The organism is Cupriavidus sp. 22TCCZM01-5, from assembly GCF_057798915.1.
Window position 1 is genome coordinate 44,483 of sequence record NZ_JBYOJR010000019.1, and the last position, 23,269, is coordinate 67,751.

The 23,269-nt window shown below is 64.6% G+C and carries 19 protein-coding genes; 13 read left to right on the plus strand and 6 right to left on the minus strand.

Annotated elements, in window-relative coordinates:
* Nucleotides 1–114: 114 nt before the first annotated feature.
* Nucleotides 115–1,038, minus strand: a complete 924-nt coding sequence (locus AC3FNH_RS18365; protein ID WP_276103339.1) for a YihY/virulence factor BrkB family protein — start codon at nt 1,036–1,038, stop codon at nt 115–117.
* 309 nt (nt 1,039–1,347) lie between these two features.
* Here AC3FNH_RS18365 and AC3FNH_RS18370 point away from each other — a divergent pair, with 309 nt between their 5' ends.
* Nucleotides 1,348–1,518, plus strand: a complete 171-nt coding sequence (locus tag AC3FNH_RS18370) for a hypothetical protein (protein ID WP_488721102.1) — start codon at nt 1,348–1,350, stop codon at nt 1,516–1,518.
* 704 nt (nt 1,519–2,222) lie between these two features.
* Nucleotides 2,223–2,621, plus strand: coding sequence for a hypothetical protein (locus tag AC3FNH_RS18375; protein WP_276102617.1), 399 nt, complete (start codon nt 2,223–2,225; stop codon nt 2,619–2,621).
* 119 nt (nt 2,622–2,740) lie between these two features.
* Here the strand turns inward: AC3FNH_RS18375 and AC3FNH_RS18380 are convergent, their stop codons facing one another.
* The 3 genes from AC3FNH_RS18380 to AC3FNH_RS18390 all read right to left on the minus strand — a co-directional run bounded on the left by AC3FNH_RS18380 (nt 2,741) and on the right by AC3FNH_RS18390 (nt 6,572).
* Nucleotides 2,741–4,111: a sigma 54-interacting transcriptional regulator gene (locus AC3FNH_RS18380; protein WP_488721143.1), complete on the minus strand. Its 1,371-nt coding sequence runs from the start codon at nt 4,109–4,111 to the stop codon at nt 2,741–2,743.
* A 101-nt stretch (nt 4,112–4,212) separates the two neighbouring features.
* Nucleotides 4,213–4,674 (minus strand): hypothetical protein, encoded by a 462-nt coding sequence (locus tag AC3FNH_RS18385; protein WP_488721103.1) that lies wholly within the window; start codon nt 4,672–4,674, stop codon nt 4,213–4,215.
* Between the two features lie 539 nt (nt 4,675–5,213).
* The gene (locus AC3FNH_RS18390; RefSeq protein ID WP_276102619.1) at nt 5,214–6,572 is read right to left on the minus strand and encodes an NCS2 family permease; all 1,359 of its coding nucleotides are present in this window, start codon (nt 6,570–6,572) and stop codon (nt 5,214–5,216) included.
* A 415-nt stretch (nt 6,573–6,987) separates the two neighbouring features.
* On the opposite strand from AC3FNH_RS18390, the gene AC3FNH_RS18395 reads away from it, so the two are divergent.
* Both AC3FNH_RS18395 and AC3FNH_RS18400 read left to right on the plus strand, forming a co-directional pair.
* Complete coding sequence (locus AC3FNH_RS18395) at nt 6,988–7,191, plus strand: cold-shock protein (protein WP_035875195.1); 204 nt, start codon at nt 6,988–6,990, stop codon at nt 7,189–7,191.
* 1,532 nt (nt 7,192–8,723) lie between these two features.
* The gene (locus tag AC3FNH_RS18400) at nt 8,724–9,818 is read left to right on the plus strand and encodes a replication protein RepA (RefSeq protein ID WP_488721144.1); all 1,095 of its coding nucleotides are present in this window, start codon (nt 8,724–8,726) and stop codon (nt 9,816–9,818) included.
* Nucleotides 9,819–9,911: 93 nt separating this feature from the next.
* Here the strand turns inward: AC3FNH_RS18400 and AC3FNH_RS18405 are convergent, their stop codons facing one another.
* On the minus strand, nt 9,912–10,115 hold the full coding sequence (locus AC3FNH_RS18405) for a cold-shock protein (RefSeq protein ID WP_042880443.1): 204 nt from the start codon (nt 10,113–10,115) through the stop codon (nt 9,912–9,914).
* Between the two features lie 377 nt (nt 10,116–10,492).
* On the opposite strand from AC3FNH_RS18405, the gene AC3FNH_RS18410 reads away from it, so the two are divergent.
* Nucleotides 10,493–11,152, plus strand: a complete 660-nt coding sequence (locus AC3FNH_RS18410) for an AAA family ATPase (protein WP_011301451.1) — start codon at nt 10,493–10,495, stop codon at nt 11,150–11,152.
* Nucleotides 11,153–11,155: 3 nt separating this feature from the next.
* A complete protein-coding gene (locus AC3FNH_RS18415; RefSeq protein ID WP_276102621.1) occupies nt 11,156–12,166 on the plus strand; it encodes a ParB/RepB/Spo0J family partition protein in 1,011 nt (336 codons plus the stop codon).
* Between the two features lie 75 nt (nt 12,167–12,241).
* On the opposite strand, the gene AC3FNH_RS18420 is transcribed toward AC3FNH_RS18415, so the two are convergent.
* Complete coding sequence (locus AC3FNH_RS18420) at nt 12,242–13,804, minus strand: phage integrase family protein (protein ID WP_488721104.1); 1,563 nt, start codon at nt 13,802–13,804, stop codon at nt 12,242–12,244.
* 871 nt (nt 13,805–14,675) lie between these two features.
* Here AC3FNH_RS18420 and AC3FNH_RS18425 point away from each other — a divergent pair.
* From AC3FNH_RS18425 to AC3FNH_RS18455, 7 genes are all read left to right on the plus strand, one after another.
* Entirely contained in the window at nt 14,676–15,998 is a 1,323-nt protein-coding gene (locus AC3FNH_RS18425) for a benzoate/H(+) symporter BenE family transporter (RefSeq protein WP_488721105.1), read from the plus strand.
* Nucleotides 15,999–16,585: 587 nt separating this feature from the next.
* Nucleotides 16,586–17,461 (plus strand): response regulator transcription factor, encoded by an 876-nt coding sequence (locus AC3FNH_RS18430; protein ID WP_276102624.1) that lies wholly within the window; start codon nt 16,586–16,588, stop codon nt 17,459–17,461.
* Nucleotides 17,462–17,684: 223 nt separating this feature from the next.
* Nucleotides 17,685–18,155 carry a class I SAM-dependent methyltransferase gene (locus AC3FNH_RS18435; RefSeq protein ID WP_488721106.1) on the plus strand — a complete coding sequence of 157 codons (471 nt, stop codon included), beginning with the start codon at nt 17,685–17,687 and terminating at the stop codon, nt 18,153–18,155.
* Nucleotides 18,156–18,251: 96 nt separating this feature from the next.
* A complete protein-coding gene (locus AC3FNH_RS18440) occupies nt 18,252–18,530 on the plus strand; it encodes a hypothetical protein (RefSeq protein ID WP_276102626.1) in 279 nt (92 codons plus the stop codon).
* A 552-nt stretch (nt 18,531–19,082) separates the two neighbouring features.
* Nucleotides 19,083–20,066, plus strand: a complete 984-nt coding sequence (locus tag AC3FNH_RS18445; RefSeq protein WP_488721107.1) for a DUF1839 family protein — start codon at nt 19,083–19,085, stop codon at nt 20,064–20,066.
* Nucleotides 20,063–22,177, plus strand: coding sequence for a glycoside hydrolase family 2 protein (locus AC3FNH_RS18450; protein ID WP_488721108.1), 2,115 nt, complete (start codon nt 20,063–20,065; stop codon nt 22,175–22,177). Before AC3FNH_RS18445 ends, AC3FNH_RS18450 begins: the two co-directional genes overlap by 4 nt.
* A 349-nt stretch (nt 22,178–22,526) precedes the next feature.
* Nucleotides 22,527–23,249: a Crp/Fnr family transcriptional regulator gene (locus tag AC3FNH_RS18455; protein WP_276102629.1), complete on the plus strand. Its 723-nt coding sequence runs from the start codon at nt 22,527–22,529 to the stop codon at nt 23,247–23,249.
* Nucleotides 23,250–23,269 lie beyond the last annotated feature (20 nt).

The following is a 23,269-nucleotide window of genomic DNA, read 5'->3' on the forward strand; positions in this document are numbered from 1 at the left end:
TAGGGATCGGGAGGATTGCAGGGCCCGGCATGCGGGGGCCGGCCGGGCAACGGCAAGGACCGCACGCGGGCGGTCGGGCCGGCACTGCGGGCACGCACGAAAGGGAATGGGGCGCTATTTTACCGGTTCGCCGCCCGGCCCGGGAAACGCATCCGCCTGCTGGCCACGCAGGCTGCCGAACTGCAGTGCGTACTGGCGCGTGAGTTCCGCACCGAAGAAAAAGATCTGTGCCGAGTAGTACACCCAGAGCATCAGCGCCACAACCGAACCCGCCGCACCGTAAGACGACGCCACGGCGCTGTTTCCCAGGTAGATGCCGATCAGGCGCTTGCCGACCGAAAACAGCAGGGCGGTGATGATCGCGCCCATGGTGACGTCACGCCAGGCAATGCGGGCATTGGGCAGCATCTTGAAGATCACGGCGAACAGCGCCGTCACCACGGCGAACGAAAAACCTGTGGAAAGCGCGTCCGCGACCGGCGAGAACCAGGATTGCGTCCACAGCTGTCCCCAGAAACGATCCACCACGGCCAGCGCGGCGTTGACGATCAGCGATACGAGCAGCATCAACGCCAGCACCAGCACCAGGCTGAACGAGAGCAGGCGCGAGCGCAGCAACTGCTGCCAGCCCGCGGTGGGCGGCACGGGCACGTGCCAGATGTCATCCAGGCTGCTTTTGAGCTCGGCAAAGGCGCTGGTCGCGCCGACAAAGAGGATGCCGGTCGCGATCATGGCCGCCACGCCGCTTCCGCCGGCACGATGCGTGGCTGCCAGGATGCCCTGGATCGCGCTGGCGCCCTGCTCGCCGACCAGGCCCTGGATCTGCTCAAAAATCTCACCGCGCGCCGCCTCGGCGCCGAAGAACAGGCCCGCGATCGAGATCACCAGCACCAGGATCGGAGCCAGCGAAAACAGCATGTAGAAGGACAGCGCGGCGCCCTTGCTGGCCGCGCGGTGGACGAACCAGGATTGCACGGCAGCCGTGACCACGCGGACCGTACGCTGGCCGGTGTGGCGGTCAGGCAGGTAGCGCCGCATGCCCGAGGACGGACGGGATGCATGACCGCCGGGGTCGCGATTCTGGTCATCTGGCAGGTTATGTTCTTCGGCAGCCATGCTCGGGAAACCTTCGCAGCACTACGGACAGAACGCCGCGTCCGCGGCACCGCTCTGTGCCTGGCGCAGCGGACGCGGCCCCTGCGTTCATGATACTGCGCATCGGCGCGCCTTACCGAGCCGGGGCGCCGTCCGCGGAGGGGCCGGGCCGACCTGCTACAGTAAGACAAGGCACGCCTGCCAGCGCCTGTAACGGGCGCCTGCGCCGCAAGGGCTGCGAAAGGAGGCAATGTGACCCACATCCCACCGGGGCGGTCTCTGGCCGCCATCCTGCTGCTTGGACTGAGCCTGGTGGCAGGCTGCGAGCGCAGCCAGCCCGGCCCCAAGCCGATTTCCGGCACCGCGGCGAGCGGCGCGAGCCAATCTCCGGCACCAGCGCAATCCCCGGCACCGGCACGCTGAGCAGGCTTGACCGGGTGGCAAGGCGGGCCGCAAAGCGTACCCGTTTCTGCGTGCCTCGGGTGGCGGCAGGGGTGTAACGCGGGCACTGCCCTGTATCAGCCCTGCAACCGTGCCGGAATCGCCGCGCGTGGACCCTGCGGCCAGTCGATGCCGCACAGGGCGCGGCATTGCGGCATGTGAGTCATACGCACGCTGGCAGCCGCGATGCATGATGTGGGACGCAGGCGTTGCAGCAGCGTAACCAATTCGTCGCCGGCCGCGACGCGGTCCTGTCAGGAGCCCCGCTCACTTGCCTGAAAGCCGCATAGAACAAGCGTTTGCGGCCATTGGCACACTTGTCGCTCTCTGTCCGAAAGGGAGTCGTAAGAAGCCGTAGCGCAATTGCTCACAGATGCAGGAGGGGCCCAGCCATGCGTCATCCGCCAGCACGCATGACGGCACGCCGGCGCTCACACCGGTTGGCGGGACCGCCACCGTCCGTCATGGACCTGTTGTCGTCGCCGCTGCTGCCATATCCGCGATTGCCCGTGCAGCCCGCATCGCCCTGCGCGCTGTGGAGCCGGGCGCTTGCGGTGGCGGCATATCGACGCCGGACGGGACACTAGACCAGGCCACGGCGCGCAGCCCGAGCAGCGCCCAAGCCAGCAGGAACTTGTGCTCCGTCCCCCGGCGGGCACTTTTTTCCACCAAGGGAGGAGCCACCCATGAAAGCCGGATATCTTGCCGCCGCCCTGGCTCTGTTCTCGACCAGCGCCGCCGCGGCCAGCTATGCCTATTTCGACAGGCCCGATAACGCCAGCGCCGACTCGCATGCCGCCGTCAGCAATGACATCTACGTGCGCGGCTTCGGCTGGGCGTGGGGCGAACTGCAGTTCAAGCAGGACCCGGGCGCCGCGACGCCGAGTGAGCGGCAGGCACACGATGGCCTGGACCGCCGCGACACGGCGCCCGGCCGCCACAACAACGGCGGCAGCAATGCACAGCCGCGCAATACGCGCGGCAAGATCAGCATGAACCTGGCGGCCACGTCGGTTGCGGGGCCGCAAGACACGACCGGACCGGGCCATCCGCCACGCGCGCCGGTCACCACTGTTGTGCGCTGACGTGCCGCAGGGCACGGGGAAGGGGGAACCGGCGAGCGGACGTCGCCAGTTCCCCTTTCCCTGGAGCGCCTGAGGCGCGCGACCGTTGCCGAGCGACCGTTAGTGCGACGGGTTCCGGGCTACTCGCCCGCGGGCGGCTGGGTTTCCACGCGGATGTTGTGCTTGTGCATGAGCCGGTATAGCGTTACGCGCGACACGTTCAGCTCGCGCGCGGCCGGCACGACGTGGAAGCCGTGGCTGGCCATGACGCTGCGGATCGCCTCGCGCTCGGCTTCTTCGCGAATGGCATCGAGCGTCTTGCGCGGCAACTCCGTTCCGCCGAGCAGCTGCAGGTCCTCCGCCGTGATCTTGCGGTTGTCGGTCATGACGATGGCACGCCGCACCCGGTTGATCAGCTCGCGCACATTGCCCGGCCACGCGTACTGCATCATCGCCTGCGTAGCGCAAGGGGAGAATCCGCGGATGCGCCGGTGCGCCTCGTGCCCATGCTCGGCCAGCACGGCATTGGCCAGCAGCAGGATGTCCTCGCCGCGCTCGCGCAGCGCCGGGATGGTCAGCGTCAGCACGCACAGGCGATGGAACAGATCCGAGCGGAAGCGGCCATCGCCCTGCGCCGCCACCAGGTCCACGTGCGTGGCCGAGATGATGCGCAGGTCCAGCGGAATGGACTGGTGTCCGCCCAGCCGGGTAATGGTGCCCTGCTGCAGAAAGCGCAACAGCGCGACCTGGCTTTCGAGCGGGAGGTCACCGATCTCATCGAGGAACAACGTGCCGCCCTGTGCCTGCTCGATCCAGCCGATCTTGCGCTGGTTCGCGCCGGTGAAGGCGCCCTTCTCGTAGCCGAACAGTTCCGACTGCACCAGGTGCGACGGGATGGCGCCGCAGTTGATCGCGACGAACGGCCCCTTGCGCCGGCTCGAGGCCTCGTGAATAGCCTGGGCCGCGAGTTCCTTGCCTGTGCCCGACTCGCCCGAAATGAATACCGGCGCTTCGTTATGCGCGACTTTTGCCAGCGAACGGAACATGGCGCGCATCGGCGCGCATTCCCCGATCATGGTGCCGTGCGGCGCCATCTCTGTGGTGCGCCCGTGATGCAGGCAGGCCATGCCGTGCGCATGCTTGAGTGTGTACAGCAGTTCGTCGTGCGAAAACGGCGTACGCACGTAGTCGACACAGTAATCCCGGATCAGGCGGCGAATGCGCTGGTCGGCCAGCCGCGCGTCGCTGGTGATCGCCACCCACGACACGTGCAGGTGTTGCAGGCCCTGCTCCAGCTGCGCGAGTTCGGCATCGCTGTATTCGTCCTGCAGGTCGATCACGCCCGCCATGGGGGCGCTCCCGCGCACGATGCGCTCCAGGTCGCGCACCTGATGGATGCGGCGCACGTCCCAGCCCGGGCCGAACTGGGCAGCGGTAAAACCAAAATCCTCATGACGCGACACGACCACGACCTGCGCAGCGCGTGCCGGCGCCTTGCACAGTCGGTCCATAACGATCTCCCGGACGTTGGGCTTATTGTTCATCCCGGTTTCCCGGCGTATCGGCTCCGGCCCTCCCGGCCGGTGCGCTCGCCGCGGACTCGACGTCGGTATCACGAACTGGACTGACTGCGCGCTTGCTCGTCCATGACAGCGAGAGCATCGCTGCCCAGGTGCAGCTCCTCCTGGAGACGGCGTCGGACAGCATCGCGCTCGCGCATCAGCTCGACGCGCGGCGCCTCGGGTGCCTGCCCGGAATACTGGTAGTAGAGGACCTTGTAGGTCTGCTGGCTCAGGATCCATTCCTGCAGCAGCTCGCGCTGGCGGACAAGCTCCGCCTCAAGCAGCCGGTGGCGCCGCAGCAGGTTCTCTACGGCCAGGCGCGCACTCGAGGACAACTCGCCTTCCTCGAGCAATAAGGTCACATCGGACACGGCCGCGCCGTCATGACGGTGCTTGCGGCTCGATGATTCACCTGCGGCTTCTCCCAGTACAGCCCAGGTGCGATGCATGGAACGACTGGCGGACTCGCTGATGGGCCCGATGGCGGGTCGCCGGATTTCTCCTGCGGTCATGATCTGATCCCCGTTGTACAACACCCCCGGCACTACACGTTCGCGTTTACCACTCTTCTGTGTTGAAATTGTTTTTCGCTTGGCGCACATGTGTCCGCACGCTCTGCTTTGTCTTCGTGGTGGCGATGCCGTATTGCATTACGGTCTGATCGGATGCGTCCCACAACGGGCAGACTTGCCGAAGTTGTATCACGGCGCTCGTCGGCGCCTTCCCCGAATGAACCGGAGTCGAGAAGGGGCGCGTCACGCGCGCCCCCTCTTTGCCACGCCTATAGTTCAGTGCATTTGCATCGGTTTGTCCAGCCCCGAGTGGGGGATGTCCGACCAAACTCATGCCGGACTCATCCTTTGGGATGATGCGCACGAGAAGCGCCCCAGCGTCCTCATCCTGGGCGGCCCGGTGGTTCTGTGGCAATGTAATCGGGCCGCAACTACCCGCAGAAACGGGTACGCTAATTGCCCTCGCGTACGCAGAATTGGGTACGCGACAGAGCCGCAGCAAGCATTCCGGACAGGTAGCGTCTGCGGCCCTGCCGGTATCAGTGCCCAGGCAGATAGTAGAACTTGAAGATAAACACGGCGGCGATGATCCACACCATCATCGGCACTTGACGGGCGCGGCCGGTCAGCAGCTTGAGCACCGCATAGGTGATGAAGCCAAATGCCACGCCGTTGGCCACCGAATACGTAAACGGCATGCCGAGCGCTGTCAGCACGGCAGGCACCACTTCGGTCACGTCGTTCCAGTCAATATCGAGCAGTTCGCGCAGCATCAGGCAAGACACATAGAGCAAAGCCGGCGCGGTGGCATAGCCGGGCACCGTACCGGCCAGCGGCGCGATGAACAGGCAGGCCAGGAACAGGAACGCGACGGTCACCGCGGTAAGGCCGGTGCGTCCGCCGGCCTGCACGCCCGACGCGCTTTCGATATAGGCCGTGGTCGACGACGTGCCCAGGAACGAGCCCGCCATGATGGCGGTGCTATCGGCCATTAGCGCCTTGTTGAGGCGGTCCATGCGTCCGGCCTTGAGCAATCCCGCACGATTGGCAACGCCCATCAGCGTGCCGGTGGCATCGAACAGCTCTACCAGGAAGAAGACCAGCACCACATTCACGATGCCGATCGACAACGCCGCGGACACATCAAGCTTGAACAGGGTCGGGCTGATCGACGGCGGTGCGGAAAACACGCCGTGGAACGTATTGCCCGCGAAAAGGAAGCTCAGCACCGTGGTCAGCAGGATGCCGATCAGGATGGCGCCCTTCACCTTCAGCTGATCCAGCGAAACAATGACGAAGAAGCCGACAATCGCGAGTACGGCCGACGGCTGATGCAGGTCGCCGATGGTCACAAGCGTGGCCGGGCTGGCGGTGACGATGCCCGCGTTCTTGAGCGCGACGATAGCCAGGAACAGGCCAATGCCCGCCGTGATAGCCACGCGAATCGAATGCGGAATGCCATTGACGATCATTTCACGCACGCGGAACAGCGTCACCAGCAGGAACAGGCAGCCGGAGATGAGCACGGCGCCAAGCGCGGCTTGCCAGGCGAAGCCCATGCCCTTTACCACGGTATACGCGAAGTACGCATTCAGGCCCATGCCCGGCGCCATGGCGATCGGGTAGTTGGCGTAGAAGCCCATGATCAGCGTGCCGATCGCAGCAGCCACGCAGGTGGCCACGAAGACCGCATCCTTGGGCATGCCGGCATCCCCCAGGATCGAAGGGTTCACGAAGATGATGTACGCCATCGTGAGAAACGTGGTCATTCCCGCGAGGACTTCCGTGCGGACGTCCGTCTGGTGCTCGGACAAGCTGAAAAGCCGCTCCAGCAGGGAGGGCGCGGACTGGCTGATGGCGGGGCCACCCGCCTTGGAGGCGGGTTCCGGTATCGACATGGGAGGTCTCCTGACAGTCTATCGTTACGGCGTCGACGTGCTGCTTGTGCAAGGGGGCACCGGGGCCGGAGTTGCCGTGGCCGTGACTCAGGCCAGCGCGGCCCGTAGTTTGCGGCAAGCCTACTCTGGTGCAGATTGGACGCACATGTGTCTGCGCCGACGCATGAACGACATGCAAAAGGCGTGATGATCCCACAGCGGCAGAATGTGAGGCCAGCCCCGGCTACGGGCCATCCCGAGCTTGACGGTGGCATCGAACCCCCGTATAAATCGGTCTAGATTCAAGCGACGAGGCAACAGTTCATTCGTTAGCCACCGTCTGGTACTTCGGTTGTCCATGGTGTCCTTTCCTTGAGTTCCGTCTAGAGTGGCGCATGCGCCATTCGCTTCTTTTATTTTTTCTGGAAAGCAAATCATGCAAACCGGTATCGTCAAATGGTTCAACGACGCCAAGGGCTTCGGCTTCATCAAGCCGGACGCAGGCGGTGACGACCTCTTCGCCCACTTCTCGGAAATCCGCTCGGAGGGTTTCAAGTCGCTGCAGGAAAACCAGCGTGTGTCGTTCGAAGTCAAGAACGGCCCGAAGGGTCTGCAAGCTGCGAACATCACCCCGCTGTAAGCAGGCACGCGGCGCGTCCAGCGCGCCACGATAAGAAACCCGCCCCTGTGGCGGGTTTTTTTGTGCCCGGAGACGGCCTAGACCCGCCGCCGGCGCCTTTTTCTCCTCTTTCCCGCCAGGCCCCGGACCGGACAGAACTCCCATCTGTCCCAGCGAAATCCTCCGACTGACGGATTCCGCAGAAACGGGTACGCCCTTTCCCATCTCAAAGCTGCCTTAGACGAGGTACTGCAGCGCACAACGCAGAAATGGGTACGCTCCGCGGATCTTTCGTCCGCAGAAACAGGTACGCATTGCCCTTAGCCGATTGCAGGCCCCAATGCCCGGCGCGCAGAAACGGGTACGCATGGGACGAAGATCGCTCCGGACTGGAATCTCCCAGCGTCGCGTAGACGCCTCAGACTCATGCGCCAACGCGCCTCCTTCTGCCCGCAGAAATGGGTACGCGCTTTGCTGCGGCGCGGAATTTCCACATCGAAAGTCCCTTCATTGAGCGCTTCGCAGAATTGGGTACGCCTAATCCGGGGTGTTTTCGTGCCAGTGTGCGCAGAAATGGGTACGCCACGCAGTCGAAGTGGAAAGGATCGCTGGCTAGCCCGGAACCTGCAACGGCAAGTCGCGCGCAGAAACGGGTACGCACTCGCTATCGAGACAAGATTACGTATACGTCGAAATGTGAGCGCTAGCTTTTGCTACATATGGTAGTTATAATGGACATTGCGCGAAGGATACTGAAGCAAGGGCGTAGTACCCAACGCAGAAACGGGTACGCAGAGGCTGAACGGAACCGCGCCTATCCACGCAGAAATAGGTACGCAGGCGTCGAACAGGCCGCGGGCCAGGCAATCGCAGAAACGGGTACGCCGCAGAATCAGGTACGCTGAGGCGCCCGACAGCCCCAAAAGAGGCCGAACGCAGAATCAGGTACGCTTTGCCCGCGGACGACGCAGAAATGGGTACGGTTGGGGCGAGAAAGCCGACAGGGATACCCGGGGGGCGAACCCGTTTCTGCGTGAATAACTCGGAGAAGTATACGCAGCAGTGCCTCTTAATGCACGTCGCGCCACTTTCATCGCAGAAATTGGTACGCCGCGGTGGCCTCTTGCTGTGGAAAAGCCTGTGGGAACAATAAGTTATCCACGCAGAATCCGGTTCGGCCCCTGCGCTGAAACGGGTTCGGCATTGCGCAGAATCAGGTTCAGCGGTTCGCAGAATCGAGTACGGTTGCCCGCAGATTCGGGTTCGCACGCAGTCAAAATCTGTTTTGAAATCAAGGCCCTGAACGCTCCGTATACGGTTTACAAGTAGTTAACCCGTATCGGTATCGTTTACTTGTAGCCAAGGACTGGCCATCCGTGGACAACCCTCCCGGGTTGCCCACCGAGCGCCAGCCTTTCCTCAACCAGGTAAACACGGCACCTCAAACCAGTCGGCATTCACGTAAACGCCGCAGGAAACGTATACGTACCCGTTTCTGCGTGACAAGGTTTACGGCTTCGCGTACAAAGGCGGGTAATTCGAAGCACGCTAATATGCCCATCAAACGCACCCCGGTCGCCGCGGGGGATCGCTCCATCCTGGATATGGATGGAGAACCATCCCGCATCATTGTTCCCGGTAACGAGAACAGCCTGGTTCCGTCCGAGAAATTCCAACGTCTGTTCGACGAGGCGCAAGCCATGGAACGCGAGGACGCCTGGCAAAGTGGCGAAGTCGGCTTTCTCAGCCGCGCCAGCGTTCAGGTAACGCTGCCGTATCGCGCGCCGAAGGGTGCGCCGCCGGTATGGACACGTACCAGCGGCAACATTTCGTTGATGATCCAGCCTGGCTACTTCACGCAGCAGCGTTCTGAGCGCGCCAGCAACGGCCGGCAGAAACTCGTTTCCGAAACGGTCTCGCTGGGCTATCCGTATGGCTCGTACCCGCGCCTGATGCTTGCATGGATCGGCAAGGAAATCATGGCCAAGAAGAAGCGCGGAGAGTTCACCGGAACGGTGGAAGACCGACGCATCTCGCTGGGCAATTCCTTGTCGGAGTTCATGTACAACCTTGGCATTCCGATGGCGACGGGTGGCAAGCGCGGCACCATGACGCTGGTCCGGCAGCAGATGATCCGCCTGTTCTCGGCCACCATCGCAATTGTCCAGAACAAATCCACGCCGAGCCAGAACCAGAACAGCAACCACGAGCCGCTGTCAATCGACCGCGTCGGTTACCTGCTGGCCGACCAGCTGTCAACGTGGTGGGATCCGATGCAGCCTGGGCAAGGCTCTATGTTCGAGAGCTTCGTGGTGCTCTCCGAGCCGTTCTTCAACGAACTGGTGAATCGCCCGGTACCGGTCGACATGCGGGCGCTGAAGGCACTGAAACAGTCGCCCTTTGCCCTCGATGTTTACTCGTGGCTGACGTACCGCTTCTTTACGATCCAGCGGCGTACAGAGATTCCGTGGGAAGCCTTGCAAATGCAGTTCGGCACGGAGACCGAGAGCGAGCGGAAGTTCCGGGCGCTGTTCCGCAAGGCACTCAAGGATGTGCTGGTGGTCTATCCCGGCGCCAAGGTCGATGCGGACTCCTCCAAGGCACTGATCCTGCAGCCATCCAGAACCAGCGTCCGCAAGCTGGGCTGAGCCCGGCACCCGGCGACAAAAAAGGCAAGCGCGCGGCTTGCCTTTTTTGCTTTCGCGCGATGGCCACGCAGCAAGCTGCGTGGCGCACGCTCATCAGGCGGGTTTGATGGCCGATGCCTGCAGACCCTTCGGGCCTTGCTTGACCTCAAAGGTCACGCGTTGACCATCCTTCAGCGTCTTGAAACCAGCGCCCTGGATCTCGGAGAAGTGCGCGAACAGATCCGCACCGCCGTCGTCCGGGGTGATGAAGCCAAAGCCCTTGGTCTCGTTGAACCACTTGACCGTACCGGTTGCCATAGGAATTTCCTTTCGAAGCAAGTTCTTGTACACCACGCAAACAACCGTTCAAGCACGTTGAATTCTCGTAGATACCGAACGGAAGCCGACGAGGTTGACACGACTTGACTCGACTGTAGGGCGCATCATAACCAGATTTGTCCTGGTCTGTCATGTGCGCCGTAAAGCGCACTACAAATACTTTAGGCGGACTGTCTGCCGCATTTCAAGCAGAAATATCAAACATTGGCGGATTTGCGCTTTGTGACGGGAAGATGTCTCCTTTGGAAAAGTTACATATTTTATAAAGATTTAGAATTGGGTTGATGCCCCACCGGGATTTGGCTAAAGTGACGCCTAAAGTTAATCGCGCTTTCAGCGCTGAAAGAGAGGTCCTCGTGGCAGCAAAAATCATCACGGTCTTCAACCAGAAAGGCGGGTGCGGCAAGACTACGGTGAGCATGCATCTGGCCGGAACTCTGGGCCTGCGCGGCGCCCGGTCCATGCTGGTCGATATGGACGAGCAGGGCACGGCGACACGATGGGCGGCCCAGGCCAGTGATGAGCGTCCCTTTCCGGCCTCGGTTATCGGTCTGGCACCCTCCGGTGGTGCCATGCATCGGGAAGTCCGTAAATTTGTGCAGGACTATGACTACATCGTCGTCGACTGCCCGCCGGCCGTACATTCTGCGGCGCCATCCAGTGCCCTGCTGATTTCAGACCTGGCCATCATCCCCGTGGTACCCTCGCCGCCCGACCTGTGGGCCGCCGTGGCAGCGAAGACGCTGGCGCAGCATGCACAGGTCCAGAACGAGACGTTGCTGATCCGCGTGATGGCGAACATGGTGCAACGGCGCGTGTCGATCGCGCGCCAGGCGATCGAGATCCTTGGCGACGATGGCGAAGTTCCGCTACTGAATTCCATGATTGGTTCGCGATCGGCATTCCGCGAATGCCAGGCGATCGGATGCACCGTCCATGGCGTTGCTGGCGCGCGCGAAGCCGTGCAGGAGGTCGACATGATGGTCGATGAAGTGTTGTCTTTGATTGAGCATTAAGGCATGGCTACCAAACTCAAGAGCCTGAAGGCTGGCATGCTGGCCGGAATGGCGGCCGAAAAGAGCCGCAGCGATTCTCTGGACCGCTTTGCACGGGCGGAGGCGGCGATCTCACAGCATCCGAACGGCCTGCTGCAGGCGCGCCAACAGGAACAGGCACCGTCTTTCAGCGCTGAAAGTGCGGAAACCGAGAGTTCCCGCCCGCTGGTCCGGATTCTCCTGACCCACCTGCATGACAATCCGCTCAACGCGCGCAGGATCTATGACCCTGCCGTGGTGCAAGAGCGCGCTGCGTCAATTGCCACGCACGGGCAGAAGACACCGGGCCTGGCCGCGCCGGATCCGTCCCGTCCCGGCCACTACATCCTGATCGATGGCCACTATCGCAAGCGAGCCCTGGCGTCTGCCGGCAAGCTGGAGATGGAGTGCTTTGTCGAGAATGATCTCAGTGATCTGGATTTCTACCGCTTGTCGTTCATGCTCAACGAGCAGCGGTCGGACCAGTCGGCGCTCGACAACGCGATCGCCTGGCGCCAGCTGCTGGACGAAGGCAAGGTCCAGAAGGAAGAAGATATCTGCGAACTGACCGGCATCTCCGCCGGCACGGTGAACAAGACGCTCGCCTTGCTGCGGCTGCCGGAATCGGTGCTCGGCGTCATGCGCGAGCGACCGAACGCCATTGGTATTGCCGCCGGCTATGAACTGACGCTCTACTTCAAGCTCGCTGGCGAAGATCGCACGCGGGAGCTGGCGACACGCATCATGACCGACGGCTTGTCCAGCCGCGAAGTGGAATCGATCCGCAAGCAGGCGCAGGAGGGCAAGTCGCGCAAGGTGAAGGAAATCAGTCGCCAGTACAAGATTCGTACGGATGGCGGCCAGCTGCTCGGTACCATCAAAGAGTGGGACTCCGGCCGGGTCATGCTTGACGTGCAACTCAGCGATCGCAGTGCGCGCGAGGCGCTGGTCGAAGCGCTCAAGACGCGCTTTGGGCTCGACAAGACGCTGCTCTGAGACGGCCGGGCCGCGAGGCCGCCGAGGTCTCACGCATGGGGCGGGGCGGTATGACGGCCCTTGCTCGCGCGGGATTCACGCCGCTGCGGACCGGATCTGCCTGGGCGTGAATGCCGGCAATGACATTGCCCGCGTCCTCACATAGGCCTTCCATGCGGCCCTCAACAGCTGATCAAGACCACTGGCTCCATAGCCCGCACCGTGGCCCGCGAGGCGCTTTGCGGCGCCACGCCGGGTAGGCGGGTAGTCTGTCGGTCCCAGGAGCGCCGCACTGGAAGGAGGGGAGGCGGTCAGGCCCCGCCGTACCCAATGCTTGCGCAACGATGCGAGTGTATCCGGCGCAATGACGCGGGGTCGCGCCTTTGGGCCATTCCACTGCAGGCAATCTTCAGCGGCATCTATTTGCAAGCCTTCACAGGAAATGCCGGCAAGTTCGCTGAGCCTGAATCCATCCCGGATCAGCAGGCCAGCCGCGAACGCCGCCTGCCACTTCGCCTCTTCCTGCTTGCCCAACCAGTCCAGGAAACCGTCAATGTCGCTGCGCGAGAGCACGCCGCGCCCATCCGACTCGCCGGATGCAACATCGACCGCCGCGGCATCGACAACATTGACGTTTCCCTCGATAAATCCCGCCTTCGACAGCCACGTGAGCAACGCACGAACGACGCGCAGTGCCGCTGTCCGCGAGCTGACACCTAATGGACCCTCGAACGGGCGCCAGTGCACACGATCCCGTGGGCTTGCCGGCCCGCACCAGAACGCGGCTGGCTCAGGAGCCTGCAGGAACGCCGCATAAGTTCGCAGCGATTCCCCGGTTATCTCGGCCAGACGCAGCTGCTCCCGCGCCAACCAGAGCAGCAACCGTTCAGCTTCCTTGCGGTAACTGGTGCGCGTGTGCGGCGAACGCGGCTTGGCATCCAGCCATTGCCGCACGAGTTCCAGATCCGATTGCCCGGCATCCGGTGACGCGCGCGTGGCGAGAGGGGGTAGCATCAGCTCGAGCGGGGCCGGATACGCCATCTGAGGACCAAGGGGCAACGGGACCATGGTGGGGCGCCGGGAGGCTTCGGACGGCGCGATGATATAGGTCCCTATAAGTGCCGTATTGTTATCTTTTTGAGGGTCACGCTGGGCAATCAGCCATCTCGTAATGACTTCCGCCGACTTCGGGCCGATCCGCGGTACCGCCCGCCACCAACTACTGCCGCGCGCATTAGCCAACCCGGCGAGATCGGATATCTTGTGGATGCCGGCGGCGGTGAGGCGGCGGGCCAGATTGGGGCCAAACCACAGCCCGACCTCGTGCCCCGACGACGGCCGGCCTTGTCCCAATCCTTCCAGCGAGGAGAGGGCATCGACCCGGCGGGTCATGCCGACGTCGGACCGCCCCCGCAGCGCCTCGAACATCTCGGCGATCTCGGGACGGTCATGCTGCAAGGCAAACTGTACGAGACGATCTCGTAGCCCCAGGATGCGCGCGATTGCCTGGTGCTCTGTCAGCACATCGTCATCGTCCGGATCCGACAGATAGCGGTTGGCGATGTCGACCGGACGCATGCCTTGCGCGTACGCGCGCACCACAGCGAATTCCGTCCGGGTCAGCTTGGTGGCGGCAGAAGCGCCGTGGTCTTCACTCATCGCTGGTTCTTACGTAAGTGACTGAACTATAACAACTTTATTCAAAGTGGATTTCGAGCAGGGCACTTTTGCGGCGCCAAAGTTAATGTAAATTATTTTTGTGCAAGTCACCACACTTTATTGCCTGCACCTGTAGCAATTGCCGGGCGAACCCCGCAGGATCTTTCACTGATTTCCACTTCCACCCTCAGCGCGAGCCACTGCGGGTGGAAAATTGCGACTTTCTTGACGCCCATTGGCGCACGCAGAAATGGGTACGCTTCCGCTAGGCGGCTTTCGTGCCTTGGCGCGCGGCTGGCAAAGGGATGTGTCTATCCTGATCATCTACGCGGCAGACAGTGTGGCTATGCCCTGTACCGTCTTCAGGCCGTTCGTCGACCACGAAGACGCGTTTTTGCCTACTTTTGCCGCTCGGGCAGAAGTAGGTCGCCGGCTGCGCCGGCGAAACAGCCGCGCTTGCCAAGCACAGCAGCCCCAATCACGCCGGAGGCAACGCTGTTATGCGCAGCATGTTGGTTCAGGCGGCAAGTCCCACTTCATCCAGCACCAATTCAAGCTGAGCCTTCAGCACCCGAGCAGGCAGAACACGTTGAAGCTTGCGCGATGACGGCGACAAGTGTTGCGCGTTGCCGATCGTGATTCGATAGGACGGTTAGCATTCCTTTGCGGACCACCACCATACCTCCCACGTATCAACCCAATACCCAATCAGTGTTGGACGATCCGCGCGGCACTTGTCTATCCTCGGTGCGCGCCCCCGGCACGAAAAGGCAGCGGGATGTGCGCCCTAGGGGCCGGCCAGCATCTCGGCGTCCCGCAGAAGAACACACCCGGAACGGAGACAAGCAGGCCCCCGCGCCTTCACCACCCCATGCAAGAACCCCTAACCTTCCCCGCCCAAAGCCAGGCGGACCGCGCCCGCAGCGCATGGTCCCTGTCCGCCATCATGGCCGGCTTCCTCGCCGTGCTGATCTCCTATTCCGGCCCGCTGGTGATCTTCTTGCAGGCGGCGCACGCGGCCAACCTGCCGGCCGACATGGTCACGTCCTGGGTGTGGGGCATTTCGATCGGCGCAGGCGTGTCGGGTTTGCTGCTGAGCGGGTGGCTCAGGGTGCCGGTCGTCACGGCATGGTCCGCACCCGGGACGGCGCTGCTGGTGACACTGTTCCCGCAACTGAGCGTGGCGGACGCCGTGGGCGCCTACGTGAGCGCCGCGGCCATCCTGTTCCTGATCGGGATCTCGGGCAGCTTCGACTGGCTGGTGCAACGCATTCCGCGCGGCATCGCGGCGGGCATGATGGCGGGCATCCTGTTCCAGTTTGGAGCAGGCGCATTCAAGGCTGCAGCGACCCTGCCGCTGCTGGCGGGCGTGATGATCGTGACCTACCTCGTGTGCCGGCGCTGGCTGCAGCGCTACTGCATGATCGTGGTGCTAGCGGTTGGTGTCGCGGTGGCCGCGATGCTGGGGCTCACGCATGCGGGCGACCTTCACCTGGCGCTGGCCAGTCCCGTCTTCACCGCGCCGCACTGGTCGCTCGGCGCGACGCTGAGCCTGGCCATCCCGCTTGTGATCGTCAGCCTCACCGGGCAGTTCCTGCCCGGCATGGCGATCCTGCACCTGTCGGGGTACCGCACCCCGGCGCGGCCCATTCTTGCGGTCACCAGCCTCGCCAGCGCGGCGGTCGCGTGCTTCGGCGGCATCACCATCGTGACGGCGGCCATTACCGCCGCGCTATGCACGGGCAAGGACGCGCATGAAGACCCCGCGCGCCGCTATGTGGCCGGCCTCGCCAACGGAGTGTTCTACCTCGTCGGCGGCACGTTCGCGGGCACCATCGTGCTGCTGTTCGATGCGCTGCCGCACGCCTTCGTCGCGGTGCTTGCGGGGCTGGCGCTGGTCGGCGCCATCATGTCCAACGTGATGGAGGCCATCACGCAGGACGATCACCGCGAGGCGTCGGTCATCACGTTCCTGGCCACGGCATCGGGCATGACCATGTTCGGCCTGGGCTCTGCCTTCTGGGGAATCGTGATTGGCAGCGTGGCCTGGCTCATCCTGCATTCGAAACGACGCCAGGAACAGGGCGCAGCCCCGCAAAAGGACGGGATCGGATCCAGGCCGTCTCCTGCCGCGCCACGCGCCGCGGCGTCGGCGAACCCAGCCCCGGCCACGGAGGACCGGGCGCAATTCTGATCGCCATTGCTCGCCCGCCAGCCCCGGCGGGCAAGTGGCTTCTTGAAGACATCTGCCGCTTCCTGGATGACCCCCTCTTCAGCGGGGGGTGGCACGGCGGCGCAAGTCTGCGTACCCCGACCGGGGGATCCCCTTTCACGGGATTCACGTCTAGAAGCCACGGTTGCTCCACGGCGCACGCATTTACGCGCCTGCTACTCCACATACGACCTTGCGCGCAGCAACGTTTCGCGGACCGCGCGCATCATGAGAATTGATGATGGGGAAAACCCGGCGGTCCTGGTCATGTCTTGCTTTCGTCAAGACCGTTTCATATGCTGGTTACCAGAGTTACGTTTTCTTACATCTGAATTCAATGGCGTCTAAGAGCGCCATGCGGGTTGATAAGCGTCGGACAGACGCAAACGGGGCGATTCGACACCTCCAAGGGAAGGGGCCTTCAGCCGGACGGACGGGAACACTGATGGCGCTGGAGCTCTGCCGGATCGTAGGGAGAATGCAAGTCGCAGGATAGCGAGGCATTTTCCGACTGCAAGGGCGGGTTGTTGCAGGGCTCGCGCTTGCCGCTACAAGAAAAGAGAGCGGCCATGGCCACAATCCTCTTGATCGAGCCTCATCCACTGCTGCGCCTGGGGCTGCGCCATCTGCTGGCGCAAGCACATATTCCCGGGGACCTGATCGATATCGATCCGCTGGCTCCCATTGAATCCGATCTCTGGCTGCATGACGCCGACCTGCTGGTGTTCGGACTGCCGTCCGAACACGGCAACGGCTGCCCGCAGCTCGCCGAGGTGTGCGAGCGCCTGGCGCCGCAGCGCGTGCTCGTGCTGGCCGAATCACCAGCCGCCGTGCTCGCCACTGCCGCATTGCCCGAGTCCGTGCGCGGCTGCATGCACAAGCACAGCAGCGCTGCGGCGCTGGACGCCGCGGTGCGCCTGGTGCTGGCCGGCGGCGAGTGCTTCCCGTCCCGCATCCAGATGGAAAGCGCGCCCGCTGCCATGAGCGACGCGCTAGTGGAGCATGCCATGCTGTCCGACCCGGCGGCGGCCGACGAGGACCGCAACGTCGTGGCACTGCAACGTGGCCATGGTGTCCTGGCCATGGCGGCGACGCTCCGCGACGATCCGGCACAGCCAGCACCGCGCGCTTTGGCGCCGACGCATGCAGGTACTTACGAAACGCCATCGGCCGGCGCGCACCTGCTCAACATCACCGAGCGGCAGTACGAGGTGCTCGCGCTGCTGGCGCGCGGCTACCCGATCAAGACCGTCAGCCGGATCCTCAATATCTCCGTTGCTACGGCCAAGACGCACGCGTGTACCCTCTACCAGCGGCTGCATGTGCGCAACAAGGGCGAAGCGGTTTACGTCGCGCTGCAGCGTGGTGCCACACTCAACTGGGCCGGTCCGCCATCCGCGGGCCAGTTGCAGGTCGCGGCGGGCGCGGGCATGGCAGCGGCATAGCGCTGACGGGCGGGCTCATCCGTATGGCGAGCCTGGCTCATCCAAAAGCATGACGCGGACGTGGCGGCAGGTTGCTATGTTCCCAGTAAAGGCACCGGCAGGCACTTGTGCGCGGCAGCGTGCCGCGCTGCGCGTGCTGTGCCGGGCAGGCGGGGCACAGCGTGCCCCGGTTCTCCAACGGTGGTATCGCTTCCGCGGCCAGGACCGCCGCTCCACACCGTCCATGTCGACCTATCTGATTGCCAGCAACGAAGTGATGTGCCGGGTGCTGGCCCGCCGACTGCAGGCGCTCAGCCTGCCCGAGCCGATCCGCTGGCGCGCGCCGCAATGGCTCGACGAAGCCGATGCGTCCATGCCCGACGAGCAAGCCGAAGACCCTGCCGATCTCGCGCTGCTCGATTGCAGCGGTGTCGAAGGCGATCAACGGACGCTGCTCGACCGCCTGCACGCCAGGCTGGCGCCGCGGCGCTGGCTGGTGATCTCCGACCGGCTCGATGCCTCGCTCATGCTGCATGCCGCGCTGCTCGGTGCGAGCGGTTGCCTCGCGGCGCCGGCATCGCCCGAACTCGTGTGCGCCGCCACGGCGCTCGTCTGGGCCGGCGGGCAGTGTTTTCCGCGCACCGCGCTCACGGTGGCGGGCGGCACGCCGTTGTCCTCCCTCGTTTGTCCGGTGGGGACTACGGCCACCGGATGAGGGCAATCCGCGCGCTGCGCGGCTATGCTTGATTTGCCTGCGACAGAAGCTGGTCCCGCTTCAGAGGCCGCCGCCGCGGGGGTGCTAGGGGGTCGTATGGACTGCGGTCTGGAATTCCTTGTCGTGCGCGGCTTCGCCGTGCGCGAAGGGCGAGGCAAGTGGGCATGTTGCTTCGAAATCCGGCTGGCTACGCAGAGCGATGAACCGCTGTTGTACCGCGGTGAATTGCATGGCCGGCAATTTGATTGCGAAGTGGCCGCGGCCGAGGCCGCCCGCGAAGCCGGCGAGCGCGAGGCACGGTTGCGCGTGGAAAGCCTGAAGGCACTGATCATCGCCCAGCACCGGCACAGGCTGCCGCCAACGTTCGTGCCCTGAACCACTGGTGTCGGCGCACGCGCCGCGTGCGCTCCTGTTCATAGCGACTGAAGCCGCGTGCGCGAGACTGCCGCACTGCCTTGCGACCGGCCTGATGGGACTTCCCGGCGCGTCCGGCGCGCCAAAAAAAGAAGCCCGCCGACCGGGGGACCATGCGGGCTTTGAACCGTGCAAGGCCCGAAGTGCGCTTGCACGTCCCATCGACGATAGGCAATTGCCATCCCGGCCTCCATCCGCCAGAAGCACCATGCGTGCGGCACCGCGCGCATGGTACTCATCCATGCTTCATCCATGACGGCGGATAGGTCCTGCGCGCTGCGCGAGCCGCCGCGCGCAGGACTGCGCAACTCTGTGCGCCGCCCAACAGACTGGCGGGAACACGGCGCGCAATGATCGGCAGCACGACCGGTCATGAGGCACGGACACGGTCGGGGGAAGGCGCGCAGGACAGGAGGAGATGCACAGACAATCGAACTGCCGGCGCGCTGGCGCTCGCAGTCCTGGCTGTGCGCGCCCGCAAACGCAAAGTCTTGGCACGCGCGGAGGCCAACAGTGTACGGCGACACGAAGATGCGTGGGCGTGGCGGTCCGGGATTGCGCGGTGGAAATCCGGTCTGGTCGCACGTGAACTGCCACGTCGACCTATGGATTGAACTGCTGCATGGCCTGGACCTGCCGCCGGTAGCTGTGCTGCCTTGCACCGTCAGGCAGGCGTTTGAAGCGGACCATTTCACGCAATGCCGGATACCCGAGGCCGATCTCGAGCGGCTGTTCGGCCTGAACATCCATGCGTTGACGTTGTACGACTCGCTCGAGAACCACGTGGCTGCGCAGACCAGCCGCGGCAACATCGTGGTGATGGAAGTCGACAGCAGCCAGCTGCCGCCAGCGCCGGGAACGGCCTACCATCGCCAGCGGACGCTTTCGTGCATCGGCATCGACGTGATGATCCCCGATGCGCTGGCCGTGGGGTATTTCCACTCCGACGGGTATCACACCGCCAGCGGCGAAGACTACACCACGCTCTTTGGCCGGGTGCCTGGCGGACGCAACCCGGAAGTCCAGCTCTTCGCCCACGCCGACGTGGTGCGCCGCAATCCATGCACGTACAGCGACGCGTCGTTGCTGCAGGCTTCGCTGGAACTGTTTCGCTTTCACCTGACGAACCGCCCGTCAGACAATCCGGTCAGCACCTTCCGCGCCGCGTTCCCCGAACATCTCGAGCGCCTGATGGCGCGCGGCGAACCCGGCTTCCATCACTATGCGGCCGGTGTACTGCGCCAGCTCGGCGCCAATTTCGAACTGCTCGCGCGCTACCTGCGCTGGCTGGTCATGCAAGGCGAGCAGGTGCCCGACAAGACAGCCGAGGCGTGCTACACCATGGCATCGGAGGCGATGGTCATGCAGTTCCGGCTGATGCGCGCGGTGATCAGCCGCAAGCCGGACACGTGCGAGGATTGCCTGGACCAGCTCGAAGCCTCTTACCAGGCGTGCGTGCCCGTGCTCGCGCGGCATTTCGCGGGGAGCAAGGCGTGACGGTGGCCGTCGTCGCGCGCGCGCACGACGATACCCGGCTGCCTCGCGTCTTGCGCGTGTCGGGCGACTGGTCATGGCTGGAAACGCTGCCCGGCGCCGCGGACAGCCCGGCCTGCCTGGACGAGCGCGCGGCCTGGCTGCCGGCCCCGGTGCCGGGTACCGTGGCCGACGCCATGCGCGTATCGGGCCGCTGGCGGGATGCCGTGCCCGCCGCCGTGCATCGGCACGATTACTGGTACCGCCTGCGTTTCGCCGCGACCGGGCGCCGGCTGCTGCGCCTGCGGGGCCTGGCTGGTGCGGCGCAGGCATGGGTGAACGGGCGGCCGATCGGCACACCGCAGGCACTGTGCGACGCGTGCGATGCGGAGGTGGACCTGGCTGGCATCAATACCCTGCACCTGTGTTTCCGGGCCAGCGTACCGCGGCTGCACGCGGCGCGCGGCACGCTGTGCTGGCGCGTGGCACCGGCGTTCCAGACGGCGCGTGTCATCGGGCATGCGGCGGCCGAGGGCCCGCCACTGCACGCCGTGGGTTTGCTGCAGCCAGTCGAGATGCTTGAACTCGGCGGCGGCGATGTCCTGGCCGATGCAGCGGTGGACCTCTCTGCCCGGATCGAGCCTGACGCGGGCAGGGTGTCCATGCGCCTGCACTTGCATGGCGAGGCACCGGCGCAGGGGCGACTGAGCCTCCACGGTGCGGATGGGATTGTCCTCGCACCGCTCTTGCGCAAGGATGCGTTCACGCTGTCGGGCGACGTGCGGCTGGACCATCCCAGGCTCTGGTGGCCCCATACGCATGGCCAGCCGGCGCGGTATCGCGTCCTGGCCGAAGCCGGCGGGCAAGTGCTCGATTGCGGGCGGATCGCGTTGCGCAGCGTGCGGGGCGACAGGCATGGAAGCGATCCGCTGCTGCGCATCAACGATGTGCCGGTGTTCTGCCGTGGCGCGCGCCTGGACGCCGGCGAACTGGCCGCGCTCGCATCCTCGCCGCTGGCCACCCGCCATTGGTTGCGTCTTGCGCGCAGTGCCGGCATGAACGTGCTGTATCTCGATCGCGATAGCGCACCGCCCGCGGATCTGCTCAGCGCCTGCGACGCGGCCGGCATGCTGCTCTGGCGAGACGGCATGAACCTGCCCGATGCGGCATGGTTGCCCGAGATCGCGGGCGTGCCATGCGCGCGCACGCTCGATGCGCTCGGCTTGTCGCACGCGCCTGGCGATCCGTGCTGGAAGGCCGGCGTATGGCATCCGCGCGGCACGCTATGGGATGCCGAGGACGTCCGCGACCGTTACCTGCTCACGCTGTACGGCGTGGATCCGCCGTACCTGCGCCGCAGTGATCCGCAACGCTATCTGCGCCTGTCGCGCGCGCTCGCCGCGGAACTGGCGAGTGATTTCATCGCTGGTTGCCGCCGTGAAGGCGGCGGGTCCGGACTGGCGCTGGTACCGGCGCTGCGCGATGTGTCGCTTGCCAACGGCACGGGTGTCGTGGATGTGCAGGGCCGGCCCAAGTCGGCCTGGCACGCGATGCGTGCCGCGTGCCGCCCGCTGCAGGTCCTGCTCGGGTCCGACGCTGCGGGCCGGATCCGTGCCGACCTGATGAACGAGACCGCGGGTGCGCGGGACCTTTGCCTGAGGGTTTGCTGGATCGCACACGGCAGTCAGGTTCGCGCCGAGTCCGGGCAGGTGCTGCGGCTTGGCGCACATCAGTCGCTCACGCTGATGCCGCGCCCGCCGCACGGCGGATCGCCCGAAGCGGGCGACGTCGTGCTGGCCACGCTGTCGGATGCCCGCAGCGGCGAGCCGCTCAGCCAGGCCGCGCATCTGCCGGACCGCCGCGCCGAAGCGCTGCCGCAGGCGGGCCTGCACGCCGAAGTCCTGCAAGACGCGGGTCAATGGTGGCTCGAAATATCGGCCGCGCGTTTCGCGCGCTGGGTGCACATCGAGGATCATGTGCTGCAGCCGGCGCAGGACTGGTTCCACCTCGCGCCTGGCGCGCGAACCCGCATCCGCCTTTTGCATGAAGGCGGCCAAACGTCTCAACCCGGAGTCATGCCCGCCGGCAAGGTGTGGGCGCTGAACCAGGACGATCCCGCCAGCTACGCCGCGTAGCGGCACTACTCACGCGTCCGCGTGCGCGCAGGCAGGCGCCGCGAGCGCGCTGCCTTGCATGTCCGCTTTCCGGCCGACCTACCAATGGATGACGGCGCACCAGCCGTCTGCCTACTGTCCGACCGGCGATCCATAGCGCTAAATACAGACATCAGGCCGGATGCATTGCCGCATGGTTCGGGGCCGCGGCAGTCCGGCTGAGGGGAGACGAATGCAAAGCGCAGGCCTGGCGGGACAGGCCGGCGGCAGACCGGTCCGGTGCGGCCGGGCCCCGTGGCAGACCGGCGGGGCGGGCGATACCGGCAGGTGGATTCTTGCCCGGATACGGGATGGGACAGGGGGTACGAAAATGATCGCGCATCGCTCGGATCTGAATGCCAACTATCTGCTCAATGCATTGCCGCGCAGCGAATGGGAATCGCTGGCGCAGTACGTCGAGCTGGTGCGCCTGCGTGCCGGCGAGTTGCTGACGGATTCGGGGCAACGCATCGTCCATGTGTACTTCCCGACCACGTCGGTGGTGTCGCTGCTGTCCCTGCTGGAAGACGGTGCCACCGTGGAGATTGCTGCGGTCGGCAACGAAGGCCTGGTGGGCGTGCCCGTAGTCACCGGCGGCGACACCATGCCATGCCGCGTGGAAGTGCGCAGCCCGGGCCTGGCCTACCGCATCCCCGCGCGCCTGCTGCGCAGCGAACTGCCGCGCACGCCGACGCTGCAACGGATCACGCTGCTCTATGTGCAGGCCATGCTGACGCAGATCGCGCAGACCGCCGCCTGCAACCGGCACCATTCCCTGAACAAGCAACTGTGCCGCTGGCTGCTGCTGGCGGTGGATCGCCTGAGCTCGAACGAGCTGGCGATCACGCAGCAGGTCATCGCCAACATGCTCGGCGTGCGCCGCGAAGGCGTGACCGAAGCCGCCGGCAAGCTCGAAGACCTCGGCCTGATCCATCACAGCCGTGGCCATATCACGGTGCTGGATCGCTGCGGGCTCGAAAAGCATTCCTGCGAGTGCTACAAGCTGGTCAAGCGCGAGTACGACCGCCTGCTGCCAGCGCTGGCGCATGCCTGACGCTGGCAAACGCGCCTGAG

What these genes read in the sequence shown, in the direction of transcription:
- AC3FNH_RS18365 (WP_276103339.1), bottom strand. Translation starts at nt 1,038, where the DNA reads ATGCGGCGCTACCTGCCTGACCGCCACACCGGCCAGCGTACGGTCCGC.
- AC3FNH_RS18375 (WP_276102617.1), top strand. Translation starts at nt 2,223, where the DNA reads ATGAAAGCCGGATATCTTGCCGCCGCCCTGGCTCTGTTCTCGACCAGC.
- AC3FNH_RS18380 (WP_488721143.1), bottom strand. Translation starts at nt 4,111, where the DNA reads ATGGACCGACTGTGCAAGGCGCCGGCACGCGCTGCGCAGGTCGTGGTC.
- AC3FNH_RS18385 (WP_488721103.1), bottom strand. Translation starts at nt 4,674, where the DNA reads ATGACCGCAGGAGAAATCCGGCGACCCGCCATCGGGCCCATCAGCGAG.
- AC3FNH_RS18390 (WP_276102619.1), bottom strand. Translation starts at nt 6,572, where the DNA reads ATGTCGATACCGGAACCCGCCTCCAAGGCGGGTGGCCCCGCCATCAGC.
- AC3FNH_RS18395 (WP_035875195.1), top strand. Translation starts at nt 6,988, where the DNA reads ATGCAAACCGGTATCGTCAAATGGTTCAACGACGCCAAGGGCTTCGGC.
- AC3FNH_RS18400 (WP_488721144.1), top strand. Translation starts at nt 8,724, where the DNA reads ATGCCCATCAAACGCACCCCGGTCGCCGCGGGGGATCGCTCCATCCTG.
- AC3FNH_RS18405 (WP_042880443.1), bottom strand. Translation starts at nt 10,115, where the DNA reads ATGGCAACCGGTACGGTCAAGTGGTTCAACGAGACCAAGGGCTTTGGC.
- AC3FNH_RS18415 (WP_276102621.1), top strand. Translation starts at nt 11,156, where the DNA reads ATGGCTACCAAACTCAAGAGCCTGAAGGCTGGCATGCTGGCCGGAATG.
- AC3FNH_RS18420 (WP_488721104.1), bottom strand. Translation starts at nt 13,804, where the DNA reads ATGAGTGAAGACCACGGCGCTTCTGCCGCCACCAAGCTGACCCGGACG.
- AC3FNH_RS18425 (WP_488721105.1), top strand. Translation starts at nt 14,676, where the DNA reads ATGCAAGAACCCCTAACCTTCCCCGCCCAAAGCCAGGCGGACCGCGCC.
- AC3FNH_RS18430 (WP_276102624.1), top strand. Translation starts at nt 16,586, where the DNA reads ATGGCCACAATCCTCTTGATCGAGCCTCATCCACTGCTGCGCCTGGGG.
- AC3FNH_RS18435 (WP_488721106.1), top strand. Translation starts at nt 17,685, where the DNA reads ATGTCGACCTATCTGATTGCCAGCAACGAAGTGATGTGCCGGGTGCTG.
- AC3FNH_RS18440 (WP_276102626.1), top strand. Translation starts at nt 18,252, where the DNA reads ATGGACTGCGGTCTGGAATTCCTTGTCGTGCGCGGCTTCGCCGTGCGC.
- AC3FNH_RS18455 (WP_276102629.1), top strand. Translation starts at nt 22,527, where the DNA reads ATGATCGCGCATCGCTCGGATCTGAATGCCAACTATCTGCTCAATGCA.